Genomic DNA, 18,771 nt, shown 5'->3' on the forward strand with positions numbered 1-18,771 from the left:
TCGCCGCCGCGCAACCCTATCCGGCGCATCGCGCCACCTTCTCCCGCAAGCGGGAGAAGGACATCATCAAGCCACCTTCGTCGGTTGACGAACCAAGCGAAAACCAAGGTCCTACGCAATGACTCAGATGCACCCCCTGCTGATCGAACTGGGCACCGAAGAGCTGCCGGTCAAGGCGCTGCCGGGTCTGGCGCGGGCGTTCTTCGATGGCGTGCTGAGCGGTCTGGAAAAGCGCGGCGTTGCCATCACCCGCGGCGATGCCAAGCCGCTGTCCACCCCGCGTCGTCTGGCGGTATTGCTGCCGGGTGTGGCCACCGAGCAGCCGGAGCAGCGCTCCGAAGTGCTGGGGCCGTATCTCAACATCGCCCTCGACGCCGAGGGCAAGCCGACCAAGGCGCTGGCCGGTTTCGCCGCCAAGGCCGGCATCGACTGGACCGCGCTGGAACGCACCAGCGATGCCAAGGGCGAGCGTTTCGTGCATCGCGCAGTGACGCCGGGGGCGCGCACGGCCGACTTGTTGCCGGAGATCCTGCGCGAGGCCATCGCCGCGATGCCGATCCCCAAGCCGATGCGCTGGGGCGCGCACGAATACGCCTTCGCACGGCCGGTGCAATGGTTGGTGCTGTTGTTCGGCACCGCGGTGATTCCGGCCGAATTGCTGGGCGTGCGCGGCGACCGCATCACGCGCGGGCACCGCTTCATGCATGAGGGCGCGGTGTCGCTGGCGGCGCCCGGCGACTACGTCGATGCGCTGCGTGCGGCGCATGTGCTGGTGGATCCGGACGCGCGCCGTGCCCGCATCGTCGACGAAGTGCAGGCGGCGGCCAGGCAGGCCGGCGGCAGCGCACGCATCAGCGACGATAACCTGGAGCAGGTGGTCAACCTGGTCGAATGGCCGGCGGCGGTGCTGTGCAGTTTCGAGCGCGACTTCCTGGCGGTGCCGCAGGAAGCGTTGATCGAAACCATGGAGATCAACCAGAAATTCTTCCCGGTGCTGGATGACGGCGGCACCTTGACCGAGCAGTTCATCGGCATCGCCAATATCCAATCCAAGGACGTGGCCGAAGTCGCCAAAGGCTACGAGCGGGTCATCCGTCCGCGTTTTGCCGACGCCAAGTTCTTCTTCGACGAAGACCTGAAGCAAGGCTTGGAGGCGATGGGCGCGGGTCTTGCCAGCGTGACCTACCAGGCCAAGCTGGGCACGGTGGCCGACAAGGTCGCGCGCGTGGCGGCGCTGGCCGAAGTCATCGCCCCGCAGGTGGGCGCCGACCCGGTGCAGGCGCGCCGCGCTGCGCAGTTGGCCAAGAACGACCTGCAATCGCGCATGGTCAACGAATTCCCGGAATTGCAGGGCATTGCCGGCCGCCATTACGCCAAGGCCGCCGATGAGCCCGGCGAGATTGCGCTGGCCATCGACGAGGCCTACCAACCGCGTTTTGCCGGCGACGACATCGCACTCTCGCCGCTGGGCAAGGTGCTGGCGATTGCCGAACGCCTGGACACCTTGGCCGGTGGATTTGCGGCCGGGTTGAAGCCGACCGGGAACAAGGACCCGTTTGCGCTGCGGCGTAATGCGTTGGGGTTGGCGCGGACGGTGATTGAGTCGGGGTTTGATCTGAATCTGAAGGCAATGCTAGTAGCGGCCTCCAACTTGCTGCCATGGGATAGGCTCGTCAGAAAGGCCACGTTGACGAACGAAGAAACGATTTCTGAAATTGACACCGCGCAGCACACACAGTTGGCCGGAGAAATCTTCGACTTCATCCTCGACCGCCTACGCGGCTACTACGCCGACAAGGGCGTACCGGCCACGCATTTCAATGCAGTCGCCGCATTGTTCTCGGTCACGTCCGAGGCCGTGCCGACACCGACCAGCGTAGGAGCGCACCCGGGCGCGACCCCCGGCTCCCTCTACGACTTCGACTGCCGCATCGATGCCATCGGCATCTTCGCCACGCTGCCCGAAGCCGCCGCGTTGGCCGCGGCGAACAAGCGCATCCGCAATATCCTGCGCAAGGTCGAGGGCGAGATCCCCGGCGACATCGACACCAGCCTGCTGCGAGAACCGGCCGAAGAGGCCCTGGCCGAAGCGGTGGAAGCGGCCATCGGCGACACCGGCGATGCCTTGCATCGTCACGACTACGTTGCCGTGCTCGCACGCCTGGCGCGCCTGCGCCCACAGGTGGATGCGTTCTTCGACGGCGTGATGGTCAATGCCGAAGACCCGCAGCTGCGCGCCAACCGGCTCGCATTGTTGAACAAGCTCGGCGACCGCCTCGGCAGCGTTGCCGCCATCGAGCATCTGTCCAGCTGATGTCCAGCTCGGCGGGCGCGCTGCATTTGCAGACCGCCCAGGCCGCGTTGGCGCGGCGCGATCTGGGTGTGGCAGCGTCTGCATTGCAGGCGCTGCTGGAGGTGGAACCGACGCATGTCTCTGCACGCGTGCTGCTGGCCGGCACCGTGTTGGCCAACGGCCGCATGCGCGAAGCGGTGACTCAGCTGCAGCTGGCCGCACGCGATGTGGGCGAGGATGTGGCGATGCGCTGCCGTGTGGCGCAGGCCCTGTTGCGCGTTGGCGAACATCGCGAACTGCACGCGCTGCTGCGGCATCCCTCGGTGATGCAGTGCCGCGACGGCGCGACCTTGGCTTTGCTTGCACACGTGCACCAATCCTTGGGCGAACACGTCCAGGCATTGGCGATGATGCAGCGCGCACAGGCCTGCGGATTCGATGGACCGGACTTCCGTTTTTTTCTTGCGGTGCAACTGCAGTTCAATGGGCGCCTGGATGAGGCGGCGCAGGCGTTGGAGCAGACCCTGGCGCTGTCGCCCGGCTACGGCCGTGCAGCGCTCACGCGTGCGCGGCTGCGCCGTCAGACCACCGGCAGCAACCATGTCGCGCAACTACGTCAGCAATTGCAGCTCGCCAAACCCGAAAGCGAAGATCGTGCCGGGCTGGCGTTTGCGTTGTACAAGGAGCTGGAGGACCTGGGCGACACCGCTGCCGCCTGGGACGCGCTGCAGCACGGCAATGCAGTGATGCATGCACGTCTGCGCCACGATGCCGATGCCGAAGCTGCGCTGTACGCGCAACTGGGCGCGTTGGCTGCGCGGGGCGTGTTCGCAGCGCAGGATACCGGTACCGTACAAGGTCCGCAGCCGATCTTCGTGCTCGGCCTGCCGCGCTCGGGCACCACGGTGCTGGAGCGGATGCTGGGCAATCATTCGCAGATCGTTTCGGCCGGCGAGTTGAACGACTTCGGTCATCAGTTGCGCTGGGGCGCCGATCAGGCCGGGCGCAGTCTGCTGGACGCGCCGTTGCTGCAGGCGCTGCCCACGCTGGATTATGCGCAGATTGGCACGCGGTATCTGCAACAAACGCAGTGGCGTGCCGGGTCGGCGCGCTGGTATATCGATAAATTGCCGGCCAATGCGGTGGCGATCGGCGCGATTGCGCGCGCACTGCCGGGTGCACTGATCATGCACCTGGTGCGCGAGCCGTTGGCGGTATGTTTTTCCAATTACCGCGCGCTGTTCGGCGACTCGTATGCCTACAGCTACGACCTGCACACACTGGCGCGTCACTATCAGGCGTATCACGGATTGATGGCGCAATGGCGCGCCGCATTGCCGGGCCGGGTGATCGATGTGGACTACGCACAGATGGTGCGTGATCCATCCACGGTGCTGCAGCAATTGATGGCGCATTGCGGGCTGGACATCGAGCCGGGGCAGATCGACATCACGCGCAATGCGGCAGCGTCGGCCACGTTGAGCAGCGTGCAGGTGCGCGAGGGCGTGCACAGCCGCAGCGTGGAGGAATGGCGCCGCTATGCAATCCGGTTGGAGCCTTTGCGGCAGGCGTTGTCAGAGGCTGGTCTGATCGATGCTGGCTTGCATTAACGCACTCTAGGCGGCACACCAGATGCGTTGGGAGCACGTTTCATAGGCCTCCAATCCGGTGCACACCGATGCAGTCGCGCTAGCCGAGTCCGCTCGTGCAACGTCATCACTGCATGCGCTGGCATGCAAGCGAGCAGCAGTGCCGCAGCTGCGTCGCAAGCCCAAAAACGCCAGCGGCAGCCGTCCTGGCTGCCGCTGGAGGTGCGCAGGCACAGTGCAGTGAATCAATGCGCGCCGAAGCGCCAGTTCAATTCCAGCATGTAGGAACGGCCATAGCCGGTGTAGTTGAAGATGTTGTAGTACGGGTAGCTGGTGTAGGTGCGGTCGCGTGGCGGGCGGGTATTGGCGATATTGTTGACCGTTGCCGTGAGCGAGATATCGTCGCTGACCGCGTAGTCCAGGGTTGCATTGAACTGATGCGAATGCTACTCAGGCGATTGGGTACTGGTGCATCGGGCCCGGTACGATCGATCCGCGAAAGCGCATCCACGCACGTGGGCGAGTTGATGTCCAGGCTGCCCAGGCGGCACGCCGATTCGGTTTGCAGCAGATTGTCGGTGCTCAGATCGCTGACCTTCTGGTCGATCTTGATATTGTAGTAGTCGGCATTGACGCTGAAGCGTGCGCTTGGCGACCACACCACGCCGGCGCCCCAGGACTTGGCCGTGATCGACTTCAGATCGCGATTGCCGGCGCGGCGTCCTGAAATCGTGGTGCCAGCGTAGGTGCAATCGGCGATCGGCACGCCCGGTTCTTCCACCGCGCAACGGTAGTAATCGTTGACGCCCTGGAAGAAGCCGCTGTCGCCGGCAAAGCTGAAGGCCATGTCCGGCGCCTTGAAGGCGGTGGCGTAGTTACCGCGGAACAACAGCGAGTCGATCGGGCGGAATTCCAGTGCAGCCTTGTAGGTGAATTTGGAATCCCCACCGCCTCCCTGGTTCTTGTAGTCGTCGTAGCGACCAGACAGGTTGGCGGTCAACGTGCTCAGGATCGGGATCCGCGTTTCGAAGGCTGCCGCCCAGTTGTCGCGCTTGCCGCTGCCTTGGGTGCCGGTCAGCTGGTAGAAGTCGCCGGCGATGACGCGCGGGTCGGTCGGGTTGGTCCAGTACTGATTGCCTGCCTGCAACACGCCGGCGATGCCCACAGCGCCGGCAGGCAGGTTGAACAATTCGGTATTGGTCAGCTGCAGGTTGACGTTCTGGGTCCAGGTTCTGGACTTGGTACGGATTTCGTCGTTGAAGCTGCGGTACTGCGCCGGCGTCAATGCGCGATAGAAGTTGGCATCGTTGGGCGAGTAGATCGGGTAGCCGTAATACTCGCCTTGCGGTGCGCCAAGGAATTGTTCGCGGAAGAAGTCTTCGATGCGATCGGCCAGCGGCCATTGCTGGCGACTGTCGATGCGGTATTCCGAACGGGCGTAATAGGCGTCGTAGGTCCAGTTGCTGGCGCCCAGGCCGCCCTTCAGGCCAATTGCGATGTTGTAGGAATCGGCGGTCTGGCGCTGATTGTTGAAATTCAGATTGCCGGTTTCTTCCGGCGCAAAGATGCGCTGATAGCTTTCCAGCTGCTGGCTGTCCTGGTTGTAGAACAGACCGCCGGTGTCAGAAGAGGACTGCCAGAACTGCGAGCCACTGTTGACTTCGACCTTGGTGCGGTTGAGCAGCAGGGTCGAATACAGTTCGGCGTTGTCGTTGAATGCATAGCTCAGGTTGGCATAGCCGCTGGCGCTGCGCTCCTTGTTGAGGATGCTGGCATAGCCAGGCTCGGCACGGCTGCTGCAGAAATTGCCACGGTTGGCACGGTTGTCGTATTGCACCGAACCGTTGAACAGCGCGCCCAGCGCGGCGCAGTTGTCGGCACCGGGGTCGATGTAGGTGCGCGGTGTGTTGTGCAGCGCGATGCGCGAGCCGTAGCGCAGGGTCGGGTCCGGGTTGTCTTTGGTGGAATCGAAATCGCGCCGCTGAAAACCGTAGATCGGGTCCTGATTATTGAGCTGCAGCCCCACAAGATATTGGCGCCGCCGATCTCGTTGCCGCCAGTGAGCTGAAAGCGCTGGTTGTTGCCGCCGCCACCATCGTAGGTGCCCATGCGGTAGTTCATCTGCACGCCGTCCATGCGCTTTTTCAGGATGATGTTGACCACCCCGGCGATGGCGCTGGAACCGTAGATCGAGGACTGGTTGCCGGGCGCCACATCGATACGCTCGACCATGCCGACCGGCACGCTGGCCAGATCGAAGTTGCTTTGGCCGTTGTAGAGCAGCGGGTAGTCGGCCATGGGCCGGCCATCGATGAGTACCAGGGTGAAGCCCGGATCCAGCCCGAGCAGGCTCAATGACTTGGCGCCCGGAGTAAAGCCGCCACTGAACTGACTGTCCTGCACGGAGCCAGTGGCCATCGGCTGCGAGCGCAGCACGTCGTAGACGTCCTTGAAGCCGCGGCGCTGGATGTCCTGGGCAGTGATCGAAAACACCGGGGTCGCGGTTTCGATCTGGGAGCGGGGGATCAACGAACCTGTCACGGTGACCTTGTCCAATTGGGTCACGTCACCTTGGTCCTGCGCCATCGCAAGCGATGGCATCGTTAAGGCGGTGCATACGGCGGTAACCAGCAGACGACGCTTCATGAAACGAACCTCTCTCTCAAGGTAAACGGGCAAGCAGCAATTGGGGGGCCGCTCGCAATCAGTGCCAACGAAACGTTAACAACACGCCGAATGTGACCACGTCACTCGGTCCCCGTATAGTCGGGTTTGCTTAGATTTTTTGTCCCTTCACGCCGAGGCTGGGTATCCTTTGACGATGCTTAAAGTCGCGTTTGCTCTTTCCTTGCTGTGCACCCTGTTCGTTCCGCTGCAAGCGGTTGCTCGGGCAACCATCGACAAGATCGAAATCAAGGGCTTGGATGGCGGCGACGACGCCGAGATGATCGAGAACATCCAGGTCTCCCTGTCTCTGTATGAGGCCGTGGGCAAGGAGCAGGGCGAGTCGCGTCTGGAATATCTGTTGGCACAGGCCGAGCGGCAAACGCGTGAGGCGTTGGAGCCGTTTGGCTACTACTCACCGACCATTACGCTGGCTGCACCGCGCGCCGGCGACAAGGTGACCGTGGTGATCACGGTGGATCGCGGCGAGCCGGTGCGGGTACGCACCTCGCATATCTCGATCACCGGCTGGGCCGAGCAGGACCGCTACCTGGGCCAGGACCTCAAGCAGTTCGAGCCGCGCGAGGGCCAGGTCTTCAGTCATCCGCAATACGAAGCCAGCAAGGTGCGCATCACCCGGCGCCTGGCCGAGCGTGGTTACTTCGATGCCGACTTCACCCAGCGCCGCGTTGCGATCACGCGTGCCGAGCATGCGGCCGACATCGATCTGAACTGGGACAGCGGCCGCCGCTACGACATGGGCAAGGTGCGCTTCGACTACGACTACTTCCGCGACGGCCTGTTCGACCCGCTGGTGTACTGGGAAGAGGGCAGCTACTACCACGAAGGCAAGCTTGACCGATTGCGCGAGTCGCTGACCAAGCTGGATTACTTCAGCACCATCGACATCCAGCCCAAGCCCGAAGAGGCAGACGACCAAGGCCGCGTGCCGGTGGACGTCAAACTTACCCGCGCCAAGCGCACGGTCTACACCGCCGGCTTGAGCTACGGCAGCGAAAGCGGCGCCGGTGTACGCGGTGGCGTGGAGCGGCGTTATGTGAACTCGCGCGGCCACAAGATGGACACGCAGCTGGATTACGCGCAGAACCGCAAGAGCCTGACCACCAGCTACCGCGTGCCGGCGTTCCGTTGGCTGGATGGCTGGTACACCGCCTCGGCGCGGCTGTACGACGAGCAGACCGAGTACATCGACCTGCGCAACGTCAAACTCACCGGCAGCCGCAGTGGCCAGATCAACGAGCGCTGGAGCGCGATCGCCTCGATCAACGCCTTGCGCGAGCGGTGGCGTTTCAGCAGCGGCGACGATTTCGAAGGCGCGGTGTACGAGACTTCCACCTTGATCTATCCGCAGTTGCAGGCCAACTACGTCAATGTCGACGACCGGCTGTTTCCGCGCAGCGGCGTGTCGGCGCAGATGTTCATTCGCGGCGGCGCCGAAGGTGCCGGCTCGGACACCAACTTCGGCCAGCTGTATGGCCAGCTGCGCTGGTTCCTGGGCGCCGGCGACAACAGCCGGTTGATCCTGCGCGGCGAAGGTGGCACCACCTGGACCAGCGACCTGGTGGCGATGCCGCCGAGCCTGCGCTTCTTCGCCGGCGGCGCGAACAGCATCCGTGGTTATGCGTTCCGCGAAGTCGGCCCGCGCACGCCCAAGCCCGACGAATTCGCGCTGGGTGCCAAGAACGTGGTCACCGCCAGTGCCGAATACGAGCATTATCTCAAGGGCGGCCCCTGGGGCGGCGCGGTGTTCGTCGATGGCGGCAGCGCCTTCGATGACCGGCCCGACTGGCATACCGGTGTCGGCTTCGGCCTGCGTTGGCGCTCGCCGGTGGGCCCGGTGCGGGTGGATATCGCGCATGGCTTGAACGACCCCGACTCGCAGTTTCAGCTCTACATCGATATCGGGGCCAACCTGTGAGCACGCCCACGCCGCCCTCCGCGCCGCGCCGCGCACGCTTCTATCGCCGGCGCCGCTTCTGGGTGGGCTCGGGCCTGACCGTGCTCGGGCTGGTGCTGCTGGCCTTGATCGCGATCTACTGGCTGCTGCAGACCGTGGCCGGGCGCGATGTGTTGCTGGCGCAGGTCACCGCGCGCCTGCCGGTGGGCGCCACCTTTACCTACCGCGCCGTCGAAGGCCCGGTGGCCGGCCCGCTGACCCTGCGCAATGTCGACTTCAAGTATCAGGACATCCACTTCACCGCCGAGCGCGTGTATCTGGAGCCGGACCTGCGCCCGTTGCTGGGGCGCAAGCTGCAGCTGGACGCGGTGCAAGTGAGCAATGCCACGTTGAACCTGGGCAAGAGCGAGGAACCGTTCACCCTGCCCAGCTGGCCCGAGTCGCTACCGCAGATCAACGTGCCGCTGGCGATCCAGGCCGACAAGATCGATGTGCAGAACCTGCGCATCACCCAGCTGCAGCAGCCGATGATCGTGCTGCACACCGTGCAGGGCGGGCTCGAGGTCGCCACCGGCGAGCTGCGCACGCGCGATCTGGTGATCGACACCGACATGGGCGACTTCCGCCTGCACGGCGATTACCTGCCCAACGACGACTACCGCGCCGACCTGACCGCCACTGCCGTGCTACCGGCCGCACGCGGGCGCACCCCGGCCAGCCTGGGGCTGGTGGCCCGCGGGGATCTGGACAAGATGGAAGTGGCCATTGCCGGCCGGGCGCCGGCGCCGCTGCAGGCCAGCCTGGTGTTCACCGGTCGCGACGACCCGACCTGGGCGTTCAAGGCGGTGACCGAGGCGCTGGATACCTCGCTGTTGATTCCGGCCGCGCAGGGGCAAGCCAATCCGCCTGCCACGCCGATCGCGCTGAACCTGGAAGCCTCCGGCAAGGGCGGCAACGCCGATCTGCACGGCAGCATCAAGCAAGGCGAACTGAGCGCTACGCTGCAACCCTCGCATGTCCGCCTGGCCGAGCAGGTCCTCACCTTCGAACCGTTGGTGATCGACACCTTCGAAGGCCGCACGCAACTGCGCGGCACCGCCGATTTCCGCGATACCCAGAATCCGAGTTTCCGCTTTGCGGTCAACGCCAGCGGCCTGCGCTTCACTCCGGCCGCGGATCCGGCCACACCGGACGCGCCGCTGGTGCCGGTGGAGCTGAAAGACGCACGCCTGGGCGTGGCCGGCACCTTGAAAGCCTGGGCTGCGATCGGCCACGCCGCACTGGAGCGCGATGGCCAGCAGGCCGAGCTGGTCTTCGACAGCCGTGGCAACGACCAACGTGCACAGCTCAAGCAGGTGCAGGCGAAAACGCCGGGCGGTGCGCTGGATCTCACCGGTGAAGTGGCCTGGGCGCCGGAGCTGCAATGGGATGTCAGCGCGCAACTGGCCAAGTTCGACCCGGGCTATTTCGCGCCGGGCTGGAACGGCAACCTGTCCGGCAAGATCGCCTCCAAGGGGCGGCAATTGCCGGCTCCTGCCGGCGGTGTCTCGCCGGGGTTCGAGGCCACTGCGGACATTCCCAGCCTGGCCGGCCAGCTGCGTCAACGCGCGCTGTCGGGCAACGGCAAGTTCGCGTTGCGCGGCGAACAGGGCGAAGGCGAGCTGCAACTGGCGCTGGGCAATAGCCGCATCACCGCCAAGGGCAAGGTGGGCGACCAGCTCGATATCGCCGCGCAGCTGCAGCCGTTGCAGCTGGACGATGTCTTGCCTGGTGCCACCGGCGTCGTGCGTGGGCAGCTGCAGGTCAGCGGTACGCGCGACGCACCCGACATCACCGCCGACATTGCCGGCAACGGCCTGCGCTGGGACACCTATAGCGCCCAGAGCATCAGCCTGCGCGGCCGGCTGCCGTGGCGCGGCAGCGATGGCCAACTGGCCTTCCAAGGTACCGCCATCGAAGCCGGTTTGGTGCTCGACAGCGTGCGCGTGCAAGCGCGCGGCGCGGTGGAGGCCCTGCGGCTGGATTCGGACATCGCCAACAGCATGGCGACTGTCGCCCTGCAGGGCGATGTGCGTCGCAACGGCGAGCGGTGGCAGGGTCAGCTCGCGACCTTGCGCATTGCCCCAGCCAAGGGCGATGCCTGGGCACTGCGCCAACCGGCGCAGTTCGGCACCGATGGCGCGGCGTTTACCTTGTCCGACACCTGCCTGGGTGCGGCCACCGGTGGCGCACTGTGCGCCAGCGCCAACTGGCCGCGCGAGGGCATGGTGGTGCATGGCGACGCGCTGCCGCTGTCGCTGGTGCAGCCGTGGCTGCCCAAGCAGGAAGGTCGGCAGATCTATCTGCGTGGCGAGCTGTCGCTGGACGGTAGCTTCAAGCCGCGCGGCAACGCCTGGGAAGGCAGCCTGCGCATCGCATCGCCCGAAGGCGGCATTCGTTTGGGCGAAAGCCGCTACGCTGCAGTGGCCGGCAATCCCAATCGCGGCGAGTTGCTGCGCTACGACCAATTCAGCGTGCAGGCCGATTTCAGCCAGCAACAGATCCAGGGCAAGCTCGGTATCGGCTTCCAGGGCGCCGGCTTTGTCGATGCCAAGTTCAATACTGGTTGGGATGCGTACGCGCCGCTCAACGGCGAGCTGTATCTGAACATGTCGCGGCTGTATTGGCTGGAGCTGGTGATTGCCGACGTGGTGCGGCCGAAAGGGCTGGTCGAAGGCCACGTGAGCCTGCGCGGCACCCGCGACAAACCGCTGCTCGGCGGCGATGCGACCCTGAGCGATTTCACCGCCGAATATCCATCGATGGGTTTGACGCTGAGCGAGGGCAAGGGCCGCTTCGACGCGTTGCCGGATGGTTCGGCCAAGATCACCGCCTCGGCCAAGTCCGGGCCCGGCACGCTCACCGTCGATGGCGGATTGTCGTGGTTCGGGACCAGCACGCCGCTGCTGCTCAATATCCGCGGCGACAACGTGCTGGCCTACAACACCAGCGAGCTGCGCATCATCGCCAATCCGGACATGCAGTTCGGCATTACCGATAACACCATGCAGTTGCGTGGCAAGGTCACCGTGCCCGAAGCGGATATCGACCTGGAACGCCTGGACCGTGGCACCTCGGTGTCCGAAGACGTGGTGGTGCTGGACCCGGTGGACCCGGAACAGACGCCCGCATCGCCATTGGATATGGACCTGGCGATCGTGCTCGGCGACAAGGTCAACATGAGCGGCTTCGGCCTCAAGGGCGGACTGAGCGGGCAGATGCAGATCCGTGCGCGCCCTGGCCGCGAAATGACCGCCAACGGCGGGCTGGATGTGCGTGGTCGCTACAAGGCCTATGGCCAGGATCTGACCATTACTCGTGGTCAGCTGACCTGGAACAACAACATCGTCTCCGACCCGCGCGTGAGCCTGCGCGCCGAACGCAAGATCGGCGATGTCACCGCCGGCATCGACGTCAGCGGCCGCGCCGAATCGCCGCGTGCCGATGTGTGGTCCGAACCGGCGATGTCGCAATCCGAAGCGCTCTCGTACCTGGTCCTGGGCCGCGGCCTGTCCACCGCCAGCAGCGACGAAACCCAGCAGGTCAGCGCCGCCTCGGCGGCATTGTCGGCCGGCAGCAGCCTGATCGCCTCGCAGATCGGCGCCAAGCTCGGCCTGGACGAAGCCGGCGTCAGTCAATCCAGCACGTTGGGCTCGGTGGTGGGTTTCGGCAAATATCTCTCGCCCAAACTCTACGTCGGCTACGGCGTGTCGATGGTCGGCGGCGGCTCGGTACTGACGCTCAAATACCTGCTCAGCCGCGGCTTCGATATCGAAGCCGAATCCAGCACCATCGAGACCAAGGGGTCGGTGAATTGGCGGCGGGAGAAGTAGGCGACGGTGAGCTGGTAGGAACTGCTGGTCCTTCTGCGGCGTCTGCTGGCGTTGGTGTGCAGCTCTTGTTGCATTGATGGGGGATCACACCGGTTGCATCTGCTTTACCTGCGCTGCGCATCGGCATCAATGGCGCGTTGAACTGTTTCAACGTGCCATTACGCACTCTTTATGCTCGCGCACCGGCGCGCGCATAGCCTCTTTATGCCCGTCAGGCCTACCTTGGCACTCCCGCACTGTGGTGCGTTGAGCCGAACACGATGTGTATCCTGATTTTGCGCGGTCCTCAGGCCGATCCGGCGCCGTTGGTGCCGATGCAACTGCCTGAGTGCGCTGGGCGTGCGTTGCGTACGCTGGCGTGTGCCGATGTGGATCGCTTGATTGCCGAACTGCATGCGGCCGGGGGCGATGCCGAGGTGGAGCTGGTGTTGCTGGATTCGGGCGATCTGCCGTTGTCCGAGCGCAGTTGCGCGCGCGCCTTGCGCGCTGCCGTGGACGCGTTGCCCACGCCGTATATCGAGCTGCATACCGATGCCGATCAGGAACTGGAGCCGTGGCTGCATGCGCAACACGCGCCGTTGGCGGTGGTGATCACGCCGCACGATGCGCCGCGCGCGTATGCGATGTCGCTCGGCATTGCCGCTCGGTGTCTGCCGTCGCTGCACGCGCCACTGCGCGTTGCTGCCTGAGGAGGTCGCCATGTCGATCATGATCCTGCGTGGGCCGGAAGCGGCGATGCCGCTGGTGCGTGGGCCGCAGCCGTTGCCGCCCGCCGTCGTTCGCCAATTGGTGGCGTGTGCCGGGGACGCGGGCAAGACGGTGGCATTGCGTGCCTGTGGCTCGGAACAGGAACTGCTGGATGCGCTACGTGTGGCCGGTCAGGCGCGGATGGAGATCGCGCTGATCGATCCGGGCAGTTGCGTGGACAGTGCGCGGCTACATCGCGTGCTCAGAGACCTGCCTTACCCCTATGTCGAAACGCACGACGACAGCGTGGACCGTCCGGAGCGCTGCCTGCCGCACGGTCTGGGGCAGTGCATCGCCACGGTGCGTGGCTACTGCGCGCAGAGCTATCTGTTGGGGCTGGAGATCGCGCTGGAACATCTGGGCTGCACGGAGATCCAAGGCGATGTCCACGTCGGGACCTGAGCGGCGCCAGCTGCATTACTTCGCCGATTACGAGGGCTACTGCGATGGCCGGCCGGTGCTGTGGGGGCAACTGGCGCATAGCGTGGACGTGCCGGCCGATGGCGAACTGGACGCAGCCGCGCTGGTGCGTGCGCTGCGCCGGCGTGCGGCCGAGGCGCATGGGTTGGAGGCCGGACAGATTCGCCTATGCCAGGTCACGCGGCTGTAGTTGCGAGATTGGACCAAAAAAAAGCGCGCCGACAGGCGTGCGTGCGTCGTGCTCGGCCGGCATGTACCACGCGGACACGCGGGAATGCGGGATCGCGCGCCATCAATGGCTTTTTCGTCGTCAATAGCGCTGAAGCCTGACGGCCATGCCAAGCGCGCTATCCGCGCCGGCCAGACGACGGTTCGCTGTCTATTGGTCGCCACGTGCTGCGTTCAGTGCGAGGACGTCTCTTGATCGCTGTAGACGATGCGTTGCCGTGTTGCCGCCTCCTTCGTGGCACGCCCGCGGTCACACCTGGGCAAACGGCAACCGCCACAAAGACACCGCCGCCCGAAGGCGGCGGTGTCGTTCTGACAGGACCGGGCCATGGACCCCTGCAGATCCTGCTTACTTGGCTGCTGCGTTATCCGGCACGAACTTGGTCAGCTGGTTGGCCGTTGCTGCGACACCGAAGTTGTTGCGTGCATAGCCGGAGCCCCAGTACAGCGCACCGTTCACGATTGCCGGCGCGCTCATCACCGAGCCACTGGCCTTGTAGTTCCACAAGGTGGCGCCGGTATCGCTGTCCAGGGCAACCATATTGCCTGCCATCGATCCGGCAAACAGCAGGTTAGGTGAGACGGTGATCGGACCCTGCGCGCCGGCCGGCACCGTCGGATTGACGGGGTTGATTCCCGGTGCCTTCACTTGCCACAGGATCTTGCCGGTAGCCGCATCCAGTGCCGCCCACGAACCGGCGTTGTGGCTGACGGTGTTGTCTGGGCCCAGCGTGTAGGGGGTGTTGAGGTTATTGTTGATGCCGACATAGATGCGCGACTTGTAGGGATCAAACGCGGCGCCCCACTCGATACCACCGGTGGTGCCGCCCGGACCAACTTGGGTGGACCACACCTTGGCGCCGGTCTTGGCGTCGAAGGCCCAATAGATGCCACTCTTCTGTCCGGCGCCGACCAGTTGTTGCAGCTTGCCGTTGCGCGGCACCGCAAACAGTTGCACGCCCGCACCGCCAAAGTCGTAATCCGGGCCGGTCAGGTTGGTTGCCTGGGTGTTCGGGCACAGGCCATTGGTCGGGGCGAGGATGCACGACAGATTCCAGGCGTCGTAGCCCTGGTTGCGGTTGGCCCAGACCAGCTTGCCGGTATCCAGATTGAGCGAAATCACCGAATCGACGTAGTTGTCCGGTGCCATGCAGTTGAGTTCATCCTGGACGGTCAGGTCGCCGCCGCGATAGGAGCGCGCATTGGACACGCAGTTACCGACGCTGGCGGGAATGTTGTAGTTGTTGCCTGTGCCGAAATAGATGCGGCGCGCGATCGGGTCCACGGCGACCTGGCCCCAAGTCGATGCACCCGTATAGCCTTCGGGCGCGTTGTAGAACTGCCAGACCTTCTTGCCGGTGTTCACATCCAGCGCCACCACACTGCCGCGGAATGAGAACCGGTGGGTGGGATCGAGACTTTCATAATCCCTGGAGGATACCCCCAGGTACACGCGGTTGCCGTACACCACCGGGGACGAGGTGATCTGTGCCTGTGGATTGGTCTCTACCTCGCTCTTCCACAGCAACTTGCCGGTCTTCTTGTCCAAGGCCAGCACGGTGCCGCCGGCCATGTCGCCCAGGATGATGCTCTTGGGGGTGATGGCAGGTGTGGTGCGCGAGAGCGAATTGCTCTTGTTCGTGTAGTCCGACAGCTTGGCCTGCCAGTTCGGCTTGCCGGTTTGCGTGTCCACGCTGTACAGCGTGCCGCCCCAGTCGGGCACGTATAGGGTGCCGCCTTAGATGCTGGGCGTGGCCGAGATGTCGCCGGTGGTGGTCAGCGTCCACGCCGGCTTGAGGGTCTTGACCGTGGTGCGATTGATCTTCCATTCGCCCGGTGCGAAACGCGAATTCAAGTAGCCCCCGCCGGCCACGGTCCAGTTGCTGGGGCTGGCGAAGGGAAGGTCTTGACCGAAGCTGCGCCAGACCTGGCCGGAGCGGGCGAATGCCTCGGTATCCAGGGACGATACCGGCTGCTGCGCGGTGGTGGCGCCAGACTGCGCCAAAGCCACGGCACTGACGAGCAGGCAAGGAACGAGCGTCAAACTGTGGAGTCGCAAACGGCGTTTGGGGTTGGTCATCACGGCATGTCCTAGATGGAAGGAAGCGCTGGATCCCCCCGGATCGGCTGACCGAACGATGGACGATTGACGTGACCGCGCAACACCTGCGCGGCGCTGCATTCAGACAATGGTCGGGTCCGTTTGCATCTGGTGCGACCAACTTGAAAAATTTGCGTTCAATCGGTTCGTTATTCGCACCAATCGTGATGATTCATCACCATTTTCTGTGTTGCGATAGAAAAAATGATTGATGCGGTCTTGGCCGAAGATGCGTCGATGACGGCGGTTTGCAAGAAGTAACCAGGAAATGTTGCGCAACCTTGGGTGTGGGCCTTTGCAACGGATGGACGCGATGGGAAGGGTGCGACGAACCCGGTGCGCGATGTCGGCGGTCGATTGCAGCGTTCTGCGGTATGCAGCGAATGGGGCATCGGCTCGGCACTGCGGCTGATTGCGCTGCGCGTTGCCTGTCGTACGGCGTGCGGAAGTGGAGAGATGAGCGATGCGGGTGGCCGTCCCCTCATCCGCCCCTTCGGGGCACCTTCTCCCGGCGGGAGAAGGGAATGGCGCGTTGCTGATGCGGTACTTTTCTGCGGCATGCGGCCGCGTGGATGCGCGCTGGATGCGCAAGCTAGCGCGACAGCAGACGTTGGGCGCTGCGCCGTTACGTGCATTGTCTCCCTGCGCTGCAGCCAGGCTGCGCGTCGCGATATCGCTACAGGTTGGCCATCGGCACGGAAGCGGTAGCCTCGTGACGCACAACGCACAACGCACAACGCACAACGCACAACGCACAACGCACAACGCCTAGGCGGCACTCACCGCAGGCACCACGCACGTCGTGTGCGTCCGCTTACACCCGCTCCGATGCGCGTGAGGCATGTTGCACTGCAGCGGGATCGATCGCTGCCAGCTGTGCGATCGCATCCTGCACCACCGCAGGCACGCTGGCATCCACGTCCACCGACACCACGTCCGCTTCGTCCAGCGGCAGCTCCAACGTCTGCAGCTGGCTGTCGAGCAATGTGGCTGTCATGAAGTGGCCCGCGCGGTTGCTCAGGCGGGCGGCGATCACGTGCGGAGCTGCGTGCAGGAACACGAAGCGCATCGGCACGCCGCTGTTGCGCAGCAATTGGCGATGCGCGCTGCGCAAACCGGAGAAGGCCAGCACCACCGATTCGCCGGCCTGCACGAAATCGCGCAGCGTGGCCGATAGCAGTTCTACCCACGGCAGACGCATCGCGTCGGTGAGCGGTTGGCCGGCCGCCATCTGCGCGCGTGCTGCCACGCTGTGGTAGTCGTCTGCGTCCAGAAAACGGAAGCGGTAATGCGCTGCCAGCGCTTGTGCAATGGTGGTCTTGCCGCTGCCGGACACGCCCATCACCACGATGGCAAGCGGCGAAGCGGACGCGGGCGTGGCATGTGGGGCGGTGTCCATCACGTCAGGTTATATCTCTGGATCGATTCGGCATTCGAATGGATTTCACGTTGGCGGCAGCCGATGCGTGGTGTAGCGTCGGCGCTCCTCGCCAGGTGCGCGGGCACTCAGCGTAACGGCGTGCTCGGCCGGGTACAACGCATTTGAAGGTGTGTCGATGCCGTCATCGCCCGCAACGTCTCCTGCATCGGCGCGCCTGCGCTGGCGCGAAAAGCTGGGCTATGGCGCCGGCGATCTGGGTCTGAATCTGTACTGGGCCAACATCTCGGCGTTCTTGCTGATCTTCTACACCGACACCATGCACCTGCCGGCTGCTGCGGTCGGCACGATGATCCTCTTGACCAAGATCGCCGATGCGATCGCCGACCCCGCGATGGGCGCATTGGCCGACCGCACGCGTAGCCGGCTTGGCAAGTTCCGCCCGTATCTGCTGTGGGGCGCGCTGCCGATGGCCGCTGCTGGCGTGCTTGCCTACACCACGCCGGATCTGGACCAACATGGGCGCATGTGGTGGGCCACGATCACCTTCCTGGTGATGATGCTGGCCTACACGGTGGTGAGCATTCCGTACTCGGCATTATCCGGCGTGATCACCGCCGACAGCCAGCAGCGTACCGGCCTGATCAGCCTGCGATTCATCGGTGCGTTTGCAGGGACCACGTTGGTCAATTACTTCACGATGGACCTGGTGCGCTGGTTCGGCGCAGGCGACGATGCGCTGGGATGGCAACGTACGATGATGCTGTACGGCGCGGTGGCGCTTGCGTTGTTCGTCGCCGTGGCGCTGACCACGCGCGAACGCGTGCAGCCGCCGCCGCAACAACGCACACCGATTCGTCGCGACATCGCCGATCTGCTGCAGAACAAACCGTGGTGCGTACTGTTCGTGCTGTCGTTGATCATCATGATCACGATCACCATGCGCGGTGGTGCGGGCGTGTACTACCTCAAGTACTACGTACAACGCCCGGATCTGGTTGGCCTGTTTCTGGGTAGCTATTCGGTCGCCCTGGGGGTGGGTGCGGCCATCACGCCGCTGCTGACGCGGCGCTGGGACAAGCGCCAGCTGATGTTCTGGCTGATGGTGCTCGTCGGCCTGCTGAGCTGCGCGATGTTTTTCGTGCCGGCCCATGCGGTGTGGGCGGTGTTTGTCTTGAACATGCTGATCGGTCTGGCGCTGGGGCCGAAATCGCCGTTGGCGTTTTCGATGTATGCCGATAGCGCCGACTACACCGAATGGCGCACCGGCCGCCGTGCCACGGCGATGACGTTCGCCGCGGCGACGTTTTCGCAAAAGCTCGGCGGGGCGTTGGCCTCGGCCGGCATTGCCTGGGTGCTGGCTGCAATGGGCTATGTCGCCAACACCGCGCAGTCCACCGGGTCGTTGACCGGCATCGTGCTGCTGCTGACCGTGATTCCGGGCGCGGTTGCGCTGCTGGCGGCCTGGACCATGCGTTTTTATCCGCTGGACGACGGGCTGTTGAACCGCATCCAGCACGAACTGGCCGCGCGCAAGCGCGACGAACCGGAGCACCCCTGA

General features: G+C 64.5%; 9 protein-coding genes and 2 pseudogenes. 8 read left to right on the forward strand and 3 right to left on the reverse strand.

Annotation, left to right across the window (positions count from 1 at the left end; genetic code table 11):
* Nucleotides 1-118: 118 nt before the first annotated feature.
* Nucleotides 119-2,314, forward strand: coding sequence for a glycine--tRNA ligase subunit beta (glyS, locus tag J7367_RS16750; RefSeq protein ID WP_057659261.1), 2,196 nt, complete (start codon nucleotides 119-121; stop codon nucleotides 2,312-2,314).
* Complete coding sequence (locus J7367_RS16755; protein ID WP_057659259.1) at nucleotides 2,314-3,903, forward strand: sulfotransferase; 1,590 nt, start codon at nucleotides 2,314-2,316, stop codon at nucleotides 3,901-3,903. The genes glyS and J7367_RS16755 overlap by 1 nt, the downstream gene beginning before the upstream one ends.
* Before the next feature lie 224 nt (nucleotides 3,904-4,127).
* Here the strand turns inward: J7367_RS16755 and J7367_RS16760 are convergent.
* Nucleotides 4,128-6,468: pseudogene (locus J7367_RS16760) on the reverse strand (TonB-dependent receptor).
* A gap of 235 nt (nucleotides 6,469-6,703) precedes the next feature.
* On the opposite strand from J7367_RS16760, the gene J7367_RS16765 reads away from it, so the two are divergent.
* From J7367_RS16765 to J7367_RS16785, 5 genes are all read left to right on the forward strand, one after another.
* A complete protein-coding gene (locus J7367_RS16765) occupies nucleotides 6,704-8,485 on the forward strand; it encodes an autotransporter assembly complex family protein (RefSeq protein WP_017156060.1) in 1,782 nt (593 codons plus the stop codon).
* On the forward strand, nucleotides 8,482-12,336 hold the full coding sequence (locus J7367_RS16770; RefSeq protein WP_057659256.1) for a translocation/assembly module TamB domain-containing protein: 3,855 nt from the start codon (nucleotides 8,482-8,484) through the stop codon (nucleotides 12,334-12,336). The genes J7367_RS16765 and J7367_RS16770 overlap by 4 nt, the downstream gene beginning before the upstream one ends.
* Before the next feature lie 260 nt (nucleotides 12,337-12,596).
* Nucleotides 12,597-13,025, forward strand: coding sequence for a hypothetical protein (locus J7367_RS16775; protein WP_057659254.1), 429 nt, complete (start codon nucleotides 12,597-12,599; stop codon nucleotides 13,023-13,025).
* 10 nt (nucleotides 13,026-13,035) lie between these two features.
* Entirely contained in the window at nucleotides 13,036-13,485 is a 450-nt protein-coding gene (locus tag J7367_RS16780) for a 3-dehydroquinate dehydratase (RefSeq protein WP_057659252.1), read from the forward strand.
* Nucleotides 13,466-13,693, forward strand: a complete 228-nt coding sequence (locus J7367_RS16785) for a hypothetical protein (RefSeq protein ID WP_005914565.1) — start codon at nucleotides 13,466-13,468, stop codon at nucleotides 13,691-13,693. The genes J7367_RS16780 and J7367_RS16785 overlap by 20 nt, the downstream gene beginning before the upstream one ends.
* Nucleotides 13,694-14,080: 387 nt before the next feature.
* Here J7367_RS16785 and J7367_RS16790 read toward each other — a convergent pair.
* Together J7367_RS16790 and J7367_RS16795 are read right to left on the reverse strand one after the other, a co-directional pair.
* A pseudogene (locus J7367_RS16790) lies at nucleotides 14,081-15,811 on the reverse strand (PQQ-binding-like beta-propeller repeat protein).
* Nucleotides 15,812-16,646: 835 nt separating this feature from the next.
* The gene (locus tag J7367_RS16795) at nucleotides 16,647-17,231 is read right to left on the reverse strand and encodes a gluconokinase, GntK/IdnK-type (RefSeq protein WP_057659250.1); all 585 of its coding nucleotides are present in this window, start codon (nucleotides 17,229-17,231) and stop codon (nucleotides 16,647-16,649) included.
* Between the two features lie 157 nt (nucleotides 17,232-17,388).
* Here J7367_RS16795 and J7367_RS16800 point away from each other — a divergent pair, with 157 nt between their 5' ends.
* Nucleotides 17,389-18,771 (forward strand): MFS transporter, encoded by a 1,383-nt coding sequence (locus tag J7367_RS16800; protein WP_057659248.1) that lies wholly within the window; start codon nucleotides 17,389-17,391, stop codon nucleotides 18,769-18,771.

The sequence above is a fragment of the Xanthomonas sp. D-36-1 genome, from assembly GCF_017746155.1.
Lineage (GTDB): Bacteria > Pseudomonadota > Gammaproteobacteria > Xanthomonadales > Xanthomonadaceae > Xanthomonas > Xanthomonas cissicola.